The following is a 17,598-nucleotide window of genomic DNA, read 5'->3' as shown; positions in this document are numbered from 1 at the left end:
CTGCGGCCCGGAGTTGTTGATCGCCGGATCGCGTGAAACTGTGCCCAACGGCGCGGCAATCGCGTCCGAAAACGGGAAGGAAACCGACGAAACCGTTGCCGCGAGGCCCGTTTGCGGGTTATTGATTCGGCAATCAACAAAAACTGACGGACCAACAGGGAGCCATTTCCAGATGAACGACGAACTGCGTTACCTCGCCGCGCGCGCCGCCACGGGCGGTCTCAGCCGCCGGGCCTTTCTCGGCCGTGCCGCCGCGCTGGGCGTGACCACGATCGCCGCCGGCACCATGCTTTCCGATGCCGCCCGCGCGGCAGAGCCCAAGAAGGGCGGCTCGCTGACCATGGGCCTCGGTGGCGGCAACTCCACCGACACGCTCGACCCGGCGCTGGCGGCCAGCCAGGTGCCCTTCGTCTACCTGATGACCGCGGGCGACCGCCTGACCGACGTCGGGCCGAAGAACGAGATCGTCATGAACCTCGCCGAAGAGGTCAGTTCGGACAAGGAGGCCAAGACCTGGACCTTCAAGATCCGCAAGGGCGTCAAGTTCCACAACGGCAAGGATCTGACGCCGGACGACGTGCACAAGACGATGCTGCGCCATTCCGACAAGGATTCGAAGTCGGGCGCGCTGGGTATCATGAAGGGCATCGAGTCGATGAAGGTCGACGGCGACAACTTCGTCGTGACGCTGCATTCGCCCAACGCCGACCTGCCGTTCCTGATGGCGGATTACCACCTGATCATCCAGCCGAACGGCGGCATGGACAAGCCGGATGCGGGCATCTTCACCGGCCCCTACAAGATCGACAACTTCGAGCCGGGCGTGCGCATCACCTTCTCGAAGAACAAGGATTACTGGAACGAGAAGGTCGGGCACTACGACAACATCGTCATGCTGGTGATCAACGACGCGACCGCACGCAACGCGGCGCTGCAGTCGGGCCAGGTGCAGATGGTCAACTCGGTCGACCCGAAGACCGCGAACCTGCTCAAGCGCGTGGCCAAGAACGTCGACGTGACGGCGGCCTCGGGCCGGGGCTTCTACTGCTTCAACATGTTCTGCGACACCAAGCCGTTCGAGAACAACGACCTGCGGATGGCGCTCAAGCTTGCCATCGACCGCGAGGAGCTGGTGAAGAAGATCCTTGCAGGCTATGGCTCGGTCGGCAACGACATGCCGGTGAACAAGGCCTATCCGCTGTTCCCGACCGACATCCCGCAGCGCAGCTACGATCCGGACAAGGCCAAGCACCACTTCAAGAAGTCGGGCCACGACGGGCCGATCACCCTGCTGACGGCCGACGGCGCCTTCGCCGGGGCGGTGGATGCGGCGCAGCTGTTCCAGCAGAGCGCGGCCAAGGCCGGCATCACCATCGACGTGAAGCGCCAGCCGAACGACGGCTACTGGACGGACGTCTGGAACAAGAAGCCGTTCTCGGCCTCGTACTGGGGCGGGCGCCCGACCCAGGACCAGATGTATTCCACCGCCTACATCTCGTCGGCGGACTGGAACGACACGCGGTTCAAGGATCCGAAGTTCGACAAGATCATCGTCGAGGCGCGGGGCGAGCTGGACAAGTCCAAGCGTGAACAGCTGTACCACGAGGCGGGGATGATGATGCGCGACCAGGGCGGCCTCATCAACCCGATGTTCAACCAGTTCGTCAACGCTCACGACAAGTCCAAGGTCGCGGGGTGGTTCGAATACCCGAACCAGGACCTGATGAACGGCCTTGCCGGCGTGCTCTGCTGGCAGGCGTGACCGGATGAACACCTTGCTGAAACTGGTTGTCCAGCGCGTCGCGCTGGGCATCCTCCTGTTGTTCGCGGCGTCGATCCTGATCTTCGTCGGCACCAACATCCTGCCCGGCGACGTCGCGCAGGCGGTGCTGGGCCAGTCGGCCACGCCCCAGGCTCTGGCCAACCTTCGGGCCGAGCTGGGATTGGATCAGCCCGCCTATATCCGGTATTTCGAATGGCTCGCCGGCGTTCTGCACGGCGATCTGGGCAAATCCCTGACCAACGGCCAGGACATCGCGGCAGCCATCGGACAGCGGCTGTCGAACACGCTGTTCCTTGCTGCCGTCTCGGCGATCATCGCGGTGCCGCTGGCGATCACGCTGGGCCTGATCGCGGTGCGCTACCGCGACCGCTGGCCCGACAAGGTGATCTCGGCGGTCACGCTGGCCTCGGTCTCGGTGCCGGAATTCCTGCTGGGCTACATCCTGATGTATTTCCTTGCGGTGCAGTTCCACATCGCGCCCTCCGTCTCCACCATCTACCCGGGGATGAGCTTCTGGGCCAAGCTGCACGCGATCACCCTGCCGGTCATCGTGCTGGTGCTGGTCGTGCAGGGCCAGATGATGCGGATGACCCGCGCGGCGGTGCTGAACCTGATGCAATCGGCCTATATCGAGACAGCCGAGCTGAAGGGCCTGCGCCCCTTCCTGATCATCGCGCGGCACGCCTTTCCGAACGCGATCTCGCCCGTCATCAACGTGGTGATGATCAACCTCGCCTATCTCGTCGTCGGCATCGTCGTGACCGAGGTGGTCTTTGTCTACCCCGGCATGGGGCAGTACCTCGTCGACCACGTATCCAAGCGTGACGTCCCGGTGGTGCAGGCCTGCGGCCTGATCTTCGCCGCGGTGTACATCGGGCTCAACATGCTGGCGGACGTGATCTCGATCCTCGCCAACCCGCGGCTGAGGCATCCGAAATGACCAGACTTCCCATTGCAGCCATCATCGGCTTCGTGATCACCGGCGCCTATTTCCTGGCCGCCATCCTTGCCCCCTGGATCGCCCCCTACGGCATGGCCGAAGTGGTCGGCGACAGCTGGGCCGCGCCGTCGGCGGCCCATTGGCTGGGCACCGATTCCATCGGGCGCGACCTGCTCAGCCGGATGATCTGGGGCGGGCGCACCACCATCTTCATCGCCACCGCGGCGACGATCCTCAGCTTCGGCCTCGGCGCCTCGCTGGGGATGACGGCGGCGACGATCGGCGGATGGGTCGACCAGGTGCTGTCGCGCTTCGTCGATCTGATCATGTCGATCCCGACGCTGATCTTCGCCCTCGTGGTGCTGTCGGTCGTCCCGGTCAACCTGTGGGTGCTGATCCTCGTCATGGGCCTTCTGGACGCGACGCGGCCCTACCGGGTGTCGCGCTCCGTCGCCTCGGACATCGTGGTGATGGACTTCGTCGAGGCGGCGCAGCTGCGCGGCGAGGGCCGGACCTGGGTGATCTTCCGCGAGGTTCTGCCCAACGCCCTCTCGCCGCTGGTCGCCGAGATGGGGCTTCGCTTCATCTTCCAGGTGCTCCTGCTGTCGACGCTGTCGTTCCTGGGCCTTGGCGTTCAGCCGCCGATGGCGGACTGGGGCGGCATCGTGAAGGAGAACAAGGAGGGCCTCGTCTATGGCATCGCCGCGGCGCTTTACCCGGCCATCGCGATTGCCTCGCTGGCGATCTCGGTCAACCTCGTGGCGGACTGGATCCTGAACCGCACGACAAGCCTGAAAGGGGGACGCGGTGGCTGACAAACTGCTCGAAGTCCGCAACCTGAAGATCGAGGCCACCGCCTATCCGCCGGGCGAGAAGCCGCGCGACATCACCATCGTCGACGACGTCTCGTTCCAGCTGGAAAAGGGCAAGGTGCTGGGGCTGATCGGCGAATCCGGCGCTGGCAAATCCACCATCGGCCTGTCCGCGATGTGTTACGGCCGCGGCGGTGTGCGCATCACCGGGGGCGAGATCGTCCTCAACGGACGCGACATCCGCCAGTTGAAGCCGGGCGCGCTGCGCCGTGTCCGGGGCGGTGAGGTCACCTATGTCGCGCAATCGGCGGCGGCGGCCTTCAACCCGGCCAAGAAGCTGATGGACCAGGTCATCGAGACCACCCTTCAGCGCGGCGAGATGTCGAAATCCGAGGCCGAGCAGCGCGCCGTGATGCTGTTCGGCAAGCTGGGCCTGCCCAACCCCGAAACCTTCGGGCGGCGCTTTCCGCACCAGGTGTCGGGCGGGCAGTTGCAGCGGGCGATGACGGCGATGGCGCTTTGCCCCAAGCCGGATCTGGTGATCTTCGACGAACCCACGACCGCGCTCGATGTGACCACGCAGATAGACGTGCTGGCCGCGATCAAGGAGGCGATCGCCGATACCGGCGTGGCCGCGCTCTACATCACCCACGACCTGGCGGTGGTGGCGCAGGTGTCGGACGACATCATGGTGCTGCGCGGCGGCAAGACGGTGGAATACGGCGACGTGCGCCAGATCATCGAGGCCCCGCGCGAGGAGTATACCCGGGCTCTGGTGTCGGTCCGCGAGATCGAGCACGAGGAGAAGAAGCCCGCGGCCGAACCGGTGCTGCGCGTCGACAATGTCACTGCGCGCTACAGGGGCACCAATTTCGACGTGCTCAAGAACATCTCGGTCGATCTCTCGCCGGGCCAGACGCTGGCGGTGGTGGGGGAATCCGGGTCGGGCAAGTCGACGCTGGCGCGGGTGATCACCGGGCTTCTGCCGCCCAAGGAGGGCACGATCACCTTTGCCGGGCGGGAACTGTCGCCCGACATGGCCTCGCGCAAGCGCGACGATCTGCGCGAATTGCAGATGATCTACCAGATGGCCGACGTGGCGATGAACCCGCGCCACACGGTGGGCACGATCATCGGCCGGCCGCTGGAGTTCTACTTCGGCCTGAAGGGCGAGGCGAAGCGCAAGCGGATCCAGGAGCTTCTGGACGAGATCGAGATGGGGCAGGGCTTCATCGACCGCTACCCGGCCGAGCTTTCGGGCGGTCAGAAACAGCGGGTCTGCATCGCGCGGGCGCTGGCGGCCAAGCCCAAGATGATCATCTGTGACGAGGTGACATCGGCCCTCGACCCGCTGGTGGCGGACGGGATCCTGAAGCTCCTGCTCAATCTCCAGAAGATCGAGCACGTGGCGTATCTGTTCATCACCCACGACCTTGCCACGGTGCGCGCCATCGCGGATTCGATCGCCGTGATGTATCAGGGCAAGGTGGTGCGCTACGGATCGAAATCCGAGGTGCTCTCGCCCCCCTTCGACGATTACACCGACCTCTTGCTGTCGTCGGTGCCAGAGATGAAGCTGGGCTGGCTGGAAGAGGTGATCGAGCATCGCCGGATGGAAAGCGCCGGCAACTGAAGGGCGAACCCGGGCAGGGACAGCGCCGGCCCGTGGGATGGCGCTGTCCGACCTGTGAAGCGGGCGCTTTATGCCCGCCCCGAACTTCCGTATGCCCGCCCCGAACTTCCGTTGAATGAGTGGCGCGCGCGAGTGACAAAGCGCCAGCCGGGTCGTGCCAGAGGCACGCCTGCGGCGTAACGGGCCGGCGCTGGCCCTGCGGTCGCAAGCGACCGCGCACCGGGCCGGAAACGCGCCCAGCCGAGGGTGGGGCGCTTCCCTTATCGCCGGGAAATGCGGTCAGCTCGCGTAGTTGCTGCCCTCGGTGTCGAGGATCTGGCGCAGGTCGCGCAGGTAGGCGCCGGCGCTGTCGACCGGGTATTCCTCCATCTCGCGCGCGGTCTTTTCGGCGATCTCGTCCGAAAGCACCCGAAGCGGCTGACCGGTCTGCAAGGCGCGGATGTAGGTCTCGGCCGCGCGCTCGAAATAATAGAGCCGGTTGAAGGTTTCCGCCACGGTCTGGCCGATCACCAGCACGCCGTGATTGCCCATGATCATCACCTGCACCTTCGGGTCAGTCAGCAGGCGGGCGCAGCGCGCGCCCTCGTCCTCGAAGGCCAGCCCGCCGTAGCCGTCGTCGACCACGGTGCGGTTGAAGAAGGTCGCGCTGTTCTGGTCGATCGGGGGCAGCCGGCTGTCGGCGAGGCTGGCCAGCACGGTCGCATGGATCGAATGCACATGCATGACGCAACGCGCGTGCGGGCAGGCGCGGTGGACGCCGCCGTGCAGGCCCCAGGCGGTCGGATCGGGCGCGTCCGGGCGCGACAGGGTCTCGGGATCCTCGGCGTCGATCTCCAGCAGGTCCGAGGCGCGGATCAGCGAGAAGTGCCGCAGGTTGGGGTTCATCAGGAACTTCGTGCCGCTGTCATTGACGGCAAGGCTGAAGTGGTTCGCCACCGCCTCGTGCATGTTCATCCGGGCGGTCCAGCGGAAGGCGGCGGCCAGGTCGCAGCGCTCCTCCCAATGGCTGATGTTGGGGGTCTCGGGCGGCCGGGAAGGCGCGTTCATGGCATTTCTCCTTTGGCGAGAGCGGCAAGGGCCGCAGTGATCCGGGCAAAGCTTGCCCGTGCGCGCGGCACGGTGGTGCGCGCGCGAAGGTATCCGTGGACGAGGCCGGGTTCGTCGATGCAGGTGGCCTGTCCGCCGTCTGCGGCGATCCGGGCGGCATAGCTGCGGGCGTCGTCGGCCAGCGGGTCGCATTCCGCCGCAAAGGTGACGGTGGGCGGGAGGCCCGCGAAGCTCGCGGCGCCAAGGGGGGCCGCGGTCGGGTCGGCTTCCGCCCCGCCGTCGGCGGCACCCTCGGGCCGGCGAATGTCCTGGTAGAAGATCACGTCGTCGCGGGTCAGCATCGGCGCATCGGCATGCTTGATATAGCTGCCCTTCCCGGTGTCGCCACCAAGGCCCGGATAGATCAGCACCTGCCCCGCGATCGGCGGCGCGCCCGGGTCCCCGGAAAAGGTCGCGGCGACCGCGGCGGCGAGGTTGCCGCCCGCGCTGTCGCCGGCAAGGAGGAGGGGGCCTGTGAAGGCCCCGGCCGCGGCGCGGGTGGCAGCGCAGGCATCGTCATAGGCGGCGGGGTGGCGGTGTTCGGGGGCCAGCCGGTAATCGACGGATACGACGCGCGCCCGGACCGTCACGGCGATCTCGGCGCAGACGTCGTCATGGCTTTCCAGCCCGCCGACGACGAAACCCCCGCCATGGAAGTAGACGACCGTCGCGATCGGCGCCGCCACCTCGTAGATCCGGCAGGGGACGCCGCCCAGGGCACGGTCCTCGGTCCGGACCCCTTCGGGGTAGCCGCGGTGGAAGTTGCGGCACATCCGGTCATAGATCTCGCGCTGCTCGGCGATCGTCAGGTCGATGGCGTCGGGTGGATACCACGCCTCGGTGTCGTGGATGAAGGCGCGGGTCTCTTCGTCGATGAGGCGGGTGTAGTCGGGCATCCGGGGGGTCCTTTCGGCGGCATGATGGGCGCCACGCGCCCGGGCTGCAAGGGGCAGCGGGCGCCGGTGGCGGTGTCGGGCGCGGCCCCGGGTCGGATGAGGGCGTGTCGGGGGGCATGCCCGGGGGAGGCAGGTGGGGGGAGGCTGGCGAGGTTGACCGGCGGGACAGCCCGGCTCTGCCCATTGCGGGACAAGAGGCTGGCACCTCCCTGCGCGTCGTGCGAAAACCGGGGCAGACCTCCGGCAAGGGATCATGGACGATGACAGACCTCACCTGTTTCAAGGCTTACGACATCCGCGGGCGCCTCGGCGTCGACCTCGATGAGGCGATCGCCGAACGCATCGGCAGGGCGTTCGCCGAGGTTCTGGGGGCGCGGCGCGTGGTGATCGGGCGCGATTGCCGGGCCTCGTCCGAGGCGCTGACCGAAGCCGCGGTGAAGGGCTTGCTGGCCGCCGGGACCGAGGTGCTCGATCTCGGCCTCTGCGGCACCGAGGAGATGTATTTCGCGACCACCCATTTCGGGGCGGATGGCGGGATCGAGGTGACCGCCTCGCACAACCCGATGGATTACAACGGGATGAAGATGGTGCGCGAAGGCTCGGCCCCGCTGGGGGCGGAAAGCGGGCTGGCCGCGATCAAGACAGCCGCCGAGGCCGCCGATTTCGGGCCGGCGAAGCAGGGCACCCGCCGCCCCGCCGAGGGCGCGCGCGCGGCCTATGTCGAACGCTGCCTGAGCTTCGTCGACATCTCGGCGCTGCGTCCGCTGAAGATCGTGGTGAACGCGGGCAACGGCGCCGCCGGCCCCACCTTCGACGCGATCGCCGAGGCGCTGGCCGCCAAGGGCGCGCCGCTGGAATTCGTCCGCCTGCACCATGAGCCCGACGGGTCGTTCCCGAACGGCATCCCGAACCCGCTTTTGCCCGAGAACCAGCCGGTGACGGCCGAAGCCGTGCGCGCGGCGGGGGCCGACATGGGCGTGGCGTGGGACGGCGATTTCGACCGCTGCTTCTTCTTCGACGCCTCGGGGCGGTTCATCGACGGGGAATACATCGTGGGCCTTCTGGCCGCGGCCTTCCTGGAGAAGAGCCCGGGCGAAACCGTGATCCACGATCCGCGCATCATCTGGAACACTCAGGCCATGGTGGCCGATGCCGGCGGGCGCGCGGTGCAGTCGCGCACCGGGCATGCCTTCATCAAGCAGGCGATGCGCGACGAGGGCGCGATCTACGGCGGCGAGATGTCGGCGCACCATTACTTCCGCGACTTCGTCTATTGCGATAGCGGCATGATCCCCTGGCTGCTGGTGGCCGAACTTATGGGGCGCCGCGGCCAGCCGCTCGCCGCGCTGGTCGAGGAGCGGATGGCGGCCTATCCGTCCTCGGGTGAGATCAATTTTCGCCTCGAGGACCCCAAGGCCGCGATCGCGCGGGTGGTGGCGGCCTACGAGGGCGACGCCGTGGCGCGCGACGACATGGACGGGGTGGGCCTCAGCTTTGCCGACTGGCGGTTCAACCTGCGGTCGTCGAACACCGAGCCGGTGGTGCGCCTCAACGTCGAGTCGCGCGGCGACCGGGCGCTGGTGACCGCCAAAGTGGCCGAGATCCGGGCGCTCTTGGAGGGCTGAGGGCGTCCGGGGTGACCGCGAGGCAGGGCCAGCGCCGGACCGGGGGGTGGCGCAGCCCGACCTGCGAACGGCGGTGCTTCATGCCCGCCACGCCCCTCCACCGAATGAGCGGCGCGCGCGGGTGACAGAGCGCCAGCCCGCTGGGACGGGCCGGCGCTGGCCCTGCGCCCGCCAAGGCGGGCGCGCACCGGGCCGAAGATGCGCCCTGGCTCCTCCGGGGGCGTCGCTGCCGGCTCTGTGCCGCATGTCGCCTCGGCCACATCTTCTGTCGCCGAGTGCGGTTGCACTCTCTGCCGGGGCGCTGCTAGGCTCCGGCCATCCCGGCCCCGCGATCCAAGGCGGGGGCAAGAAGGAAGAGACCCATGCGATACGCCACACCCAAGACCGCGGCCGAAGCCGCGTCGTTGCTCATGGAGGACGCGGCGCGCGTTCTCGCGGGCGGAACCGACCTGCTGGTGCAGATGAAATCGGGCCGCCTGGCGCCTGAGACGATCGTCGACATCAAACATCTGCCCGGCCTCAGGGACATCACCCGCGAAGACGGCGGGTTCCGTATCGGCGCCGCCGTCTCGGGCGCCGAGATGGGCGAACACACCGACCTCGTGGCCGCATGGCCGGGCGTCGTGGAGGGGGTGAACCTGATCGGCTCGACCCAAGTGCAGGGCCGTGCGACCATGGCGGGCAACCTGTGCAACGGCTCGCCCGCGGCCGATGGCGTGCCGGCGCAGATCGCCGCCGGCGCCGTGGCGCGGCTGGAAGGCCCCGAGGGCACGCGCGACGTGCCAGTCGCCGAGATCCCGACCGGCCCCGGCAAGACCTCGCTCAAGCGGGGCGAGTTCGTGACCTCTATCTTCCTTCCCGCGCGTCCCGAGCGGTCGGGTGATGCCTACCTGCGTTTCATCCCGCGGACCGAGATGGACATCGCCGTCGCGGGCGCCGCGGTGAACCTCGTCCTCGGGGCCGACGGCACCGTGGCCGAGGCGCGCGTGGCGCTGGGGGCCGTTGCGCCGACCGCGATGGAGGTGCCCGAGGCCGGTGCGGCGCTGACGGGCTCCAAGCTGGAGGATCCGGCGATCGAGGCGATGGTGGACGCCGTGCGCGCCGCCTGCAAACCCATCGACGACAAGCGCGGAACGGTCGAGTTCCGCACCCATGTGGCGGGCGTGCTGGCCAAGCGCGCGGCCCGCATCGCGTTCGCCCGCGCAGGAGGCCAGGCATGAAATCCATTCCCGTTTCCACCACCGTCAACGGCGACGCGGTCGATTTCGTCTGCGCGCCGGGCGAAACCCTTCTCGATGCGCTGCGCAACCGCCTGTCGCTGACCGGCGCCAAGGAAGGCTGCGGCACCGGCGATTGCGGGGCCTGCTCGGTCACGCTGAACGGTCGCCTGGTCTGTTCCTGTCTCGTGCTCGCGGCCGAGGCCGAGGGCGCCGAGGTCGGCACTGTCGAGGGCATGGCCGATCATGACAAGCTGCACGTGCTGCAGCAAAGCTTTCTCGACCATGCGGCCCTGCAATGCGGGATCTGCACGCCGGGCATCCTCGTGGCGTCCAAGGCGCTGCTGGAGGAGAACCCAGAGCCCACGGACGAGGAAGTGCGCTACTGGCTCGCCGGCAACCTGTGCCGGTGCACGGGCTACGACAAGATCGTGCGCGCGGTGCAGGACGCTGCCGCCAAGATGAGGAGTGCGTAACATGGCTTTCGACGAGACCAAGCACGACTACAAGGTGATCGGCACGCGGCCCGTCCGCCCGGACGGGATCGACAAGGTGACGGGCCGTGCGCTTTACGGCGCCGACCTGAGCGCGCCGGGCATGCTGACCGCCGCGATCCTGCGCAGCCCCCATGCGCATGCGAAGATCGTGAAGATCGACACCTCGAAGGCCGAGGCTATGGCCGGCGTGAAGGCGGTCGTGACCTCCAGGGATTTCGGCCTGCCCGAGGATCAGGACCTGCGCGACACGCAGGACAACTGCATGGCGCGCGACAAGGTTCTCTATGACGGCCACGCCGTCGCCGCCGTCGCCGCGATCAATGCGCAGGTGGCCAAGGCCGCGCTGAAGGCGATCGAGGTGGAGTACGAAAAGCTTCCCCACGTCATCGACGTCGACGACGCGATGAAGGGCGACGCGCCGCTGGTGCTGGAAGGCCGCGCGCTGGAGACCGTGCCCGAGGGCTGGTCGCAGAACGTGACGAACTATTGCGAGTTCGGCCACGGCGATCTGGACGACGGCTTTGCGCGTGCCGACCTGATCGTCGAGCGCAGCTTCAAGACCGGGGCGACGCACCAGGGCTATATCGAGCCCCACGCCTGCCTTGCCTCGATGGGCCCGGACGGGCGGGGCGAGCTGTGGTGCTGCACCCAGGGTCAGTACATGGTCCGCGAGGTCTGCGCCGGGATCATGGAGATCGAGGCGAGCCAGCTGAAGGTCACCCCGTCGGAGATCGGCGGCGGCTTCGGCGGCAAGACCACGGTGTTCATCGAGCCGGTCGCGCTGGCGCTCAGCCGCAAGGCGGGGCGTCCGGTCAAGCTGGTGATGACGCGCGAAGAGGTGTTTCGCGCCTCGGGGCCGACGATCCATTCCTCGACCGACGTGAAGATCGGTATGACCAAGGACGGCACCATCACCGCCGCACGGGCCGACCTGCGCTATTCCGGCGGCTGCTACCCCAACGGGACCTGCGAGATGGGCGCCCAGGCGGCCTTTGCGCCCTATGACCTGAAGGCAGTGCGCACCTATGGCTGGAACGCGCTGACCAACCGCCCGAAGGAGATCAGCTATCGCGCGCCCGGCGCGCCGACGGCGATCTACGCGGTGGAAAGCGTGGTCGACGAGATGTGCCAGAAGCTGGGCCTCGACCCGGTCGACGTGCGTCTGAAGAACGCCGCCGACAAGGGCACGAAGTCCTCCTACGGCGTGACCTTCGAGGATATCGGCCTGAAGGCCACGCTGGAGGCCGCCAAGGCCCACCCGCATTACACCGCGCCGCTGGGTCCGAACCAGGGGCGGGGGTTGTCGTGCGGGTTCTGGTTCAACTTCGGCGGCAACGCGTCGGTCACGCTGTCGGTCAACACCGACGGCACGGTGAACGTGACCGAGGGCAACCCCGATATCGGCGGCTCGCGCGCCTCGATCTCGATGATCGCGGCCGAGGAGCTGGGGATCGGATATGACCGCGTCCGCACCATCGTCGCCGACACCACCAGCATCGGCCATTCCGACACGACCGACGGCAGCCGGGTGACCTTCACCGTCGGTCTGGCCACGATCAAGGCTGCGCGGGATGCCAAGACGAAGATGTGCGCCCGGGCCGCCGCGCTCTGGGGGATCGACCCGGAAGCGGTGGAATGGGTCGACGGGGCGGCGCAGCCCTCGGGCCCGAACGCCGGGAAATTCCCGCCGATGAGCCTGGCCGAGATCGCCGCCGTCAGCTTCCAGACCGGGGGGCCGATCGCCGGTCACCACGAGTCGAACGCCGACGGCGCGGGGGTCAGCTTCGGCGTCCACCTCTGCGACATCGAGGTCGACCCGGAGACCGGCGCGTCGAAGGTGGTGCGCTACACCGTGTTCCAGGACGCGGGCAAGGCGATCCACCCCGATTACGTCGAGGGCCAGCTGCAGGGCGGTGCCGTGCAGGGCATCGGTTGGGCGCTGAACGAGGAATACATCTACGGCGAGGACGGGATCCTGCAGAACCCGGGCTTCCTCGACTACCGCGTTCCGGTGGCGTCCGACCTGCCGCCGATCGACACGGTGATCCTCGAGGTGCCGAACCCGGGCCATCCCTACGGCGTGCGCGGCGTGGGCGAGACCTCGATCGTGCCGCCGCTGGCCGCGATCGCCAACGCCATGTCGCGCGGGGCGGGGGTGCGGCTGACGCAGCTGCCGATGTCGCCGCCGCGGGTGCTCTCGGCGCTGATGGCCAAGGGCTGAGCGGGACGGGGGCTGACATGGTCAAGGTGACGATCATGGGCGCCCTGCGCCACGCCATCGACGGCAAGGCGGAGGTCGAGGTGGAGGCCTCGACCTTCAAGGAGCTGATCGACAAGCTCTCGGCCGAGTATCCCGGGCTGAAGCCCCAGATCGACCGCGGGGTGTCCCTCGCGGTCGATGGCAGGATCTACCGCGAGGCCTGGCTGACACCGATCGGCGAGGCGCGGGAAGTCGTGCTGATGCCCTACATGAAGGGCGGGTGAAGGCGGCGATGGTGGAGCGGGGGGCTGTCTGCCCCCCTGCACCCCCCCGAGGATATTTTCGCTCAGAAGAAGATCAGAGGAGGTTGCCGTAGAGGTCGATGAGCGCGTCGGTCCAGGCCTCCGGCGTCTGCGCGAGCGGCGCCGTGCGGGAAAATCCGCGGTCGCTGATCTGGTGGACCTTCTCGTCGGGCATCCCGATCAGCTGCGTCATCGCGGCGGCCAGCGCCGGTGTTCCGCCGCTGCCGAAGGCAAGGCCGAGGCCGCCGGAGGAGACCTCCTCGGCGATCAGCGCGCGGTCGGCGACCAGCACCGGCAACCCGCTGAGCGAGGCCTCGGCGGCCACCAACCCGAACGGTTCCGGCGCCCGGGTCGGCATGATCAGCCCGCGCGCGCGGGCCGCATGGGCGGCGATCCCCGCGCGGTCCTGCCAGCCGGCAAAGGTGACCTCCGGATAGGCCGCGCTCAGGCTTTCACGCAGCGGCCCGTCGCCGACCACGGTCAAGGAGACCCCGGCCTGACGGGCGGCGGCGCAGAGGTCGTCCACGCTCTTTTCCCGCGCGACCCGTCCGACGAACAGGATCTCGCGGTTCGCCTCGGCCGGGATCCGGGTGTCGGCCCAGGCCTCGGCCGGGTTGCGCAGGGTGACGAGGCGGGCCGCCGGGTGGCCCACCCGTTCCAGCACCGGCGCCATCTTCGGATGGATCATCGCGATCCGCCCCCAGGGCGCGCGCGGATCGAGGGCGCGGCGCAGTGCCGCCTGCCGGGCCACGCGCCAGAGCTTGCGCGGATAGCTCTGCTTGTCACAATTCGTCGTCAGGCAGGCCGCGCCCAGTGGCGTGCGGGTGCAGGGCCTGTCGGCGCGGTAATCGTGGTAGACGCCGTTCGGGCAGGCAAGGAACAGGTCGTGGGCATGGATCACCGTGCGCCGCGCCACCGGCGCAAGCGCCGCGAACAGCGCGGGCGAAAGGATCTGCGCCCAGCCGTGGACATGATACACCGTGTCGGGCGTGTCCTGCGCGAGGACCCGGGAGATCATCGCGCGGGTGGCGCCGTTCCAGACCCCGGCCGTCGCCGATTTCAGCGCTGATTGCTCGAGCAGGCGAGCCCCCCCAAGCGCCACCACCTCGACCCCGCCGGCGCGGAGCGCCCTGGCCGCCGGGCTGTCGCCCGCGTCGCCGGTGACATAGGTCACCGCGATGCCGCGTGCGGCGATCAGGCGTGCGGAGAGCAGGGCGAGCGCGGTGGCCCCGCCCCGCGCAAGGCTCGCATCGTTCACGATGACCACGCGGGCGGCCGTGGCGGGGGAGGCGTCGGTCATGCGCGGATCCTGGCGAAGCTTCGCGGCAGGCTAGCGCGGCTTTGACCCGAAGCCTATGGCCCCACGAAGTTTTTCCCGGCAGAGTGCACCCGGGGCACGCCGGGTGCCCGGGCAGGGGATGCGCATGAAACTGGTTCTCTTCGGGCTGCCCTACAGCCCCAATCTGGGCGACGGGGTGATCGCGGAGTGTCTTGCCCATGCGCTGCGCGACCTCGTTCCCGGAGCCGAGGTGGTGACGGTCGACCTGTCGGGGCGCGAGGGTTTCGGCCAGGTGACGGTGCGCAACCGCTCTGCCGTGCTGAAGCTTCTGGGCGCCTTGCCCCGGCCCGCACGCCACGCGCTGGTGACATGGAAGCTGGGGCGCATGCTCGACGCGGCAGAGCCGCGCTGGCGCGCCGCGGTCGAAGGGGCGGGGGCGGTATTGATCGGCGGTGGCCAGCTCTTTTCCGATGCCGATCTGAACTTTCCGCTGAAGATCGCGCGGGCGGCGGGGATCGCCGGGACGGCGGGGGTGCCGGTGGCGATCCATGCCGTGGGGGTCAGCCGTAACTGGAGCGCTGCTGGTGCGCGGCTGTTCTCGCGGGTCTTCGCCGCCGATCTGCGCCGTGTCGCGATCCGGGACGCGCCCTCGATCGCGGCGTGGAAGGCGCAGGTGGCAGGCGCCTCTCCTGTGCCGGTATCCGCCCGAGACCCGGGGCTGCTGGCGGCCGCCTGTTATGGCCCCGCCCCACGGCAGGAGGGCTGGGTCGGCCTCGGCGTCACGGATCCCGCGCTTCTTGGCTACCACGCCGATGCCGAGGTCGCTGGGCGCGGTGCGGGTTTTACCGAGGCGCTGGCCCGGGCGCTTGTGGCCGGGGGACAGCGGGTGCTGCTGTTCTGCAACGGGGCCGAGGAGGACCGCGCCGCGCTCGAGGCGCTGGCCGATCCGCTGGGCGACCTGATCGCGGCGGGGCAGGTGCGGATCGCACCGGTGTCCACGCGCCCGGCAGAACTCGCGCATCTGGTGGGCGGGCTGGACGGGCTGGTGGCGCACCGGCTGCATGCCTGCATCCTGGGCTATGCCTACGGGCGGCCGGTGGTGGGCCTCGGCTGGGATCGCAAGGTGGAAAGCTTCTTCGCCTCGGTCGAGGCGGAGCGTTTCTGCGTCACCGATCCCGCTGCGCGGCCCGAGGCGGTGGCGGCCACCGTTGCCGGGGCGCTGGCCTCGGGGGTGGACGCGACCGTCCACGGCCGCGCGCTGGACGAGGCGCGCGCCGCCGTGCAGGCGGCGCTTGCAGCCTGCGGGGTCGGGGGCGAGGTCGCGGGTGCGGGGGAGGGTTGAGCGCGCCTACTCCGCCCGGCGGATGGTGATGCGGTAGTGGGTCACGTCCCCCTTCGCGGTCTTGCCGGGGCCCACCACGATCGACAGCACCGCGCCGGGCGCGACCGAGAGTGGCGCGCTTTGCCACTTTTCGGGGGTGTTGACGTCCGATCTGGTCAGGGTCTTGCCGTTCAGTGCGACGCGCAGCGTCACCCCGTCGGCCGAGCGTGCGGCGGGCATCAGCGACACCTCGGCCACCACCTTCATCTTCGACGGCGCGCGCCAGTCCTGCACGATCTCGATCGGCCGGGCCGCGGTGCCGCCGGGCAGCAGGGTGTCGGGCTGGAGCCGGACGTCGGGGTTGTCCTTCTCGGCAAGGTAGGGCGTCCAGGGCCGGCCGGATTTGTCCTGACCCGGCATCAGCACCAGCGGCACCCTGCGTCCTCGGTCGAGGACGTAGCGGTCGAACCCGTCGTGCACCCTGCCGCGCGAATAGGAGAACTGGTCGAAACTGTCGGCGAGCACCATCTGCGGCCCGAGATCGGGCGTGCCGGGACCGGTGAGGATCACCGGCGTGTCGCGCGACAGGCGGATCGGACCCAGCAGCTTGCGCCCCCCGGGGCCGAGCGCGGTCTGCCCGGCGGCGGGGGTCAGGCTGCGGGGTGCACCCCAGATCACCAGCGTGTCGGGGTCGAAGTGGCAGGCGTAGGTGAAGGGGTCGGGCGAGGCATCGGTGGCGGCGCGGTGTTCCATCAGCCGGGCGATCGTGGCGTAGGTCTCGCCCACCGCCGTGGGCTTCAGGTCGGGGCCGATCAGCGGGGTCAGGCCATCGCCACGCGGGTTGAGCGGATACCAAACCGCGCGGCTGACCCCCGAAAGCGACATCTGGCAGTAATAGCGCAGCAGTGTGCCGGCGGCGGTGTCGGGGTTGGGGTCGCCGAACTCGGTCGCTTCCAGCGGCATCGTTTCGAGCCCCGGCACGCCGCGCAGCACGGCGATCTGGCGCGCCAGCTGTTCGGGCGCGGTTGTGTAGGGGTGAAAGGCGAGCGCGTCCATGTACTTGGCCGCCCCCAGCGCAAACAGCTTCCGGACATAGCCCACCGGGATCGAGTGCAGGGCACCCCCCAGCACCGCGACCTCGGGGCGGGCGGCCTTGACCGCGGTGTAGGTCGCCTTGAGGAGCGCGAGGTAATGTTCGGGCCGCTTTTCCAGCCCGTCGTCCTTGACCTTGCCCGAGACGAAATTGGCCGCATTCATCTCGTTGCCCACCTCGACCGCGGTGACGCGCGGGAAATGTAGCACCGTCTCTGCCGCGTCATGGCCGAAGGCGGCCAGCGCGCCGGGAGTGTAGGGCGTCTTGCCGTCGTCGTAGCCGGGGTGGCCGTTGTTGAAGGTCAGGCTGGTCGCGGCGTCGGGGCCCAGGTGGCCGGGCCAGCCTGTATCGGGGGTGTCGAAGGCGAACTTGCCGCCCTTCTCGACCTCGGACCAGTAGACCGCGTCGCGGAAGTTGCGCACGCCAAGCGCCTTGGCCGCGTCCATCATCTTCGGCTGCCAGTGCTGACCGAAATTCGACGCGGCGCCCAGCGTCGGGCCACGGCCCGCGATATCGGCCTGCGCCGCGGTGGCGGTCAGCGCGAACCCGAGGGTCAGTGCCCCGAAAGCCAGTGCTCCAAAGGTCCGGGCCCCAAAGGTCAGGTTCCCGAAGGCCGGGGCGGTCCCGCGGACGCGGGGCTGAAAGGGGGTGCGCGGCATCGGTCTCGTCATCGAACGTCGAACCGGAAGTTAGACATGCCGCGCCGCCGGAGGCAACGCGCTATCGTGCGAGTGGGTCGGGCCTACCATCTGATGCCCCGCGCGTGCAGGGCGGGGAACCGGACGCGCCGCGGAGCTGGCCCGCCGCGCCGAATGCCATTCCCGGTCCACCTGTCCGGGGGCTGTGGGGCGGACCGTTCGGTCCTGGGCCGGGGAAAGACTGTTCTCCGGTCGCGCTCTCGCCTTTCGTGGCGG

Annotated in this window: 14 protein-coding genes; 10 read left to right on the top strand and 4 right to left on the bottom strand. The window is 69.0% G+C overall.

What is annotated here, in order from left to right; translation table 11 throughout:
* Window positions 1-172 precede the first annotated feature (172 nt).
* The 4 genes from CVV76_RS12830 to CVV76_RS12815 are packed head-to-tail and all read left to right on the top strand — an operon-like array spanning window position 173 to window position 5,168.
* Window positions 173-1,762 carry an ABC transporter substrate-binding protein gene (locus CVV76_RS12830; protein WP_102225059.1) on the top strand — a complete coding sequence of 530 codons (1,590 nt, stop codon included), beginning with the start codon at window positions 173-175 and terminating at the stop codon, window positions 1,760-1,762.
* A 4-nt stretch (window positions 1,763-1,766) separates the two neighbouring features.
* The gene (locus CVV76_RS12825; protein ID WP_102225058.1) at window positions 1,767-2,723 is read left to right on the top strand and encodes an ABC transporter permease; all 957 of its coding nucleotides are present in this window, start codon (window positions 1,767-1,769) and stop codon (window positions 2,721-2,723) included.
* A complete protein-coding gene (locus tag CVV76_RS12820; protein WP_102225057.1) occupies window positions 2,720-3,538 on the top strand; it encodes an ABC transporter permease in 819 nt (272 codons plus the stop codon). The genes CVV76_RS12825 and CVV76_RS12820 overlap by 4 nt, the downstream gene beginning before the upstream one ends.
* On the top strand, window positions 3,531-5,168 hold the full coding sequence (locus CVV76_RS12815) for an ABC transporter ATP-binding protein (protein WP_102225056.1): 1,638 nt from the start codon (window positions 3,531-3,533) through the stop codon (window positions 5,166-5,168). Before CVV76_RS12820 ends, CVV76_RS12815 begins: the two co-directional genes overlap by 8 nt.
* A gap of 279 nt (window positions 5,169-5,447) precedes the next feature.
* Here CVV76_RS12815 and CVV76_RS12810 read toward each other — a convergent pair whose 3' ends face one another.
* Entirely contained in the window at window positions 5,448-6,215 is a 768-nt protein-coding gene (locus tag CVV76_RS12810; RefSeq protein ID WP_102225055.1) for a class II aldolase and adducin N-terminal domain-containing protein, read from the bottom strand.
* Window positions 6,212-7,150, bottom strand: a complete 939-nt coding sequence (locus CVV76_RS12805; protein WP_102225054.1) for an alpha/beta hydrolase — start codon at window positions 7,148-7,150, stop codon at window positions 6,212-6,214. The genes CVV76_RS12810 and CVV76_RS12805 overlap by 4 nt, the downstream gene beginning before the upstream one ends.
* A 260-nt stretch (window positions 7,151-7,410) precedes the next feature.
* On the opposite strand from CVV76_RS12805, the gene CVV76_RS12800 reads away from it, so the two are divergent.
* From CVV76_RS12800 to CVV76_RS12780, 5 genes are all read left to right on the top strand, one after another.
* A complete protein-coding gene (locus CVV76_RS12800; protein ID WP_102225053.1) occupies window positions 7,411-8,775 on the top strand; it encodes a phosphohexomutase domain-containing protein in 1,365 nt (454 codons plus the stop codon).
* Between the two features lie 362 nt (window positions 8,776-9,137).
* Window positions 9,138-9,995: an FAD binding domain-containing protein gene (locus CVV76_RS12795; RefSeq protein WP_102225052.1), complete on the top strand. Its 858-nt coding sequence runs from the start codon at window positions 9,138-9,140 to the stop codon at window positions 9,993-9,995.
* Complete coding sequence (locus CVV76_RS12790; RefSeq protein ID WP_102225051.1) at window positions 9,992-10,468, top strand: (2Fe-2S)-binding protein; 477 nt, start codon at window positions 9,992-9,994, stop codon at window positions 10,466-10,468. The genes CVV76_RS12795 and CVV76_RS12790 overlap by 4 nt, the downstream gene beginning before the upstream one ends.
* A 1-nt stretch (window position 10,469) precedes the next feature.
* Window positions 10,470-12,710 carry a xanthine dehydrogenase family protein molybdopterin-binding subunit gene (locus CVV76_RS12785; protein ID WP_102225050.1) on the top strand — a complete coding sequence of 747 codons (2,241 nt, stop codon included), beginning with the start codon at window positions 10,470-10,472 and terminating at the stop codon, window positions 12,708-12,710.
* A 17-nt stretch (window positions 12,711-12,727) separates the two neighbouring features.
* Entirely contained in the window at window positions 12,728-12,973 is a 246-nt protein-coding gene (locus CVV76_RS12780; RefSeq protein ID WP_102225049.1) for a MoaD/ThiS family protein, read from the top strand.
* 73 nt (window positions 12,974-13,046) lie between these two features.
* On the opposite strand, the gene CVV76_RS12775 is transcribed toward CVV76_RS12780, so the two are convergent.
* Complete coding sequence (locus CVV76_RS12775) at window positions 13,047-14,291, bottom strand: glycosyltransferase family 4 protein (RefSeq protein ID WP_102225048.1); 1,245 nt, start codon at window positions 14,289-14,291, stop codon at window positions 13,047-13,049.
* 124 nt (window positions 14,292-14,415) lie between these two features.
* On the opposite strand from CVV76_RS12775, the gene CVV76_RS12770 reads away from it, so the two are divergent.
* Window positions 14,416-15,612, top strand: a complete 1,197-nt coding sequence (locus CVV76_RS12770) for a polysaccharide pyruvyl transferase family protein (protein WP_158243149.1) — start codon at window positions 14,416-14,418, stop codon at window positions 15,610-15,612.
* A 6-nt stretch (window positions 15,613-15,618) separates the two neighbouring features.
* Here CVV76_RS12770 and CVV76_RS12765 read toward each other — a convergent pair whose 3' ends face one another.
* Entirely contained in the window at window positions 15,619-17,343 is a 1,725-nt protein-coding gene (locus CVV76_RS12765) for a hypothetical protein (RefSeq protein ID WP_102225046.1), read from the bottom strand.
* Window positions 17,344-17,598 lie beyond the last annotated feature (255 nt).

It is taken from the genome of Acidimangrovimonas sediminis, assembly GCF_002871005.1.
GTDB classification, from domain to species: domain Bacteria; phylum Pseudomonadota; class Alphaproteobacteria; order Rhodobacterales; family Rhodobacteraceae; genus Acidimangrovimonas; species Acidimangrovimonas sediminis.
Note: the sequence above shows the minus strand (reverse complement) of the source record. Positions and strands in the feature narration are given on the sequence as shown.

What these genes read in the sequence shown, in the direction of transcription:
- CVV76_RS12830 (WP_102225059.1), top strand. Translation starts at nt 173, where the DNA reads ATGAACGACGAACTGCGTTACCTCGCCGCGCGCGCCGCCACGGGCGGT.
- CVV76_RS12825 (WP_102225058.1), top strand. Translation starts at nt 1,767, where the DNA reads ATGAACACCTTGCTGAAACTGGTTGTCCAGCGCGTCGCGCTGGGCATC.
- CVV76_RS12820 (WP_102225057.1), top strand. Translation starts at nt 2,720, where the DNA reads ATGACCAGACTTCCCATTGCAGCCATCATCGGCTTCGTGATCACCGGC.
- CVV76_RS12810 (WP_102225055.1), bottom strand. Translation starts at nt 6,215, where the DNA reads ATGAACGCGCCTTCCCGGCCGCCCGAGACCCCCAACATCAGCCATTGG.
- CVV76_RS12805 (WP_102225054.1), bottom strand. Translation starts at nt 7,150, where the DNA reads ATGCCCGACTACACCCGCCTCATCGACGAAGAGACCCGCGCCTTCATC.
- CVV76_RS12800 (WP_102225053.1), top strand. Translation starts at nt 7,411, where the DNA reads ATGACAGACCTCACCTGTTTCAAGGCTTACGACATCCGCGGGCGCCTC.
- CVV76_RS12795 (WP_102225052.1), top strand. Translation starts at nt 9,138, where the DNA reads ATGCGATACGCCACACCCAAGACCGCGGCCGAAGCCGCGTCGTTGCTC.
- CVV76_RS12790 (WP_102225051.1), top strand. Translation starts at nt 9,992, where the DNA reads ATGAAATCCATTCCCGTTTCCACCACCGTCAACGGCGACGCGGTCGAT.
- CVV76_RS12785 (WP_102225050.1), top strand. Translation starts at nt 10,470, where the DNA reads ATGGCTTTCGACGAGACCAAGCACGACTACAAGGTGATCGGCACGCGG.
- CVV76_RS12780 (WP_102225049.1), top strand. Translation starts at nt 12,728, where the DNA reads ATGGTCAAGGTGACGATCATGGGCGCCCTGCGCCACGCCATCGACGGC.
- CVV76_RS12775 (WP_102225048.1), bottom strand. Translation starts at nt 14,291, where the DNA reads ATGACCGACGCCTCCCCCGCCACGGCCGCCCGCGTGGTCATCGTGAAC.
- CVV76_RS12770 (WP_158243149.1), top strand. Translation starts at nt 14,416, where the DNA reads ATGAAACTGGTTCTCTTCGGGCTGCCCTACAGCCCCAATCTGGGCGAC.
- CVV76_RS12765 (WP_102225046.1), bottom strand. Translation starts at nt 17,343, where the DNA reads ATGCCGCGCACCCCCTTTCAGCCCCGCGTCCGCGGGACCGCCCCGGCC.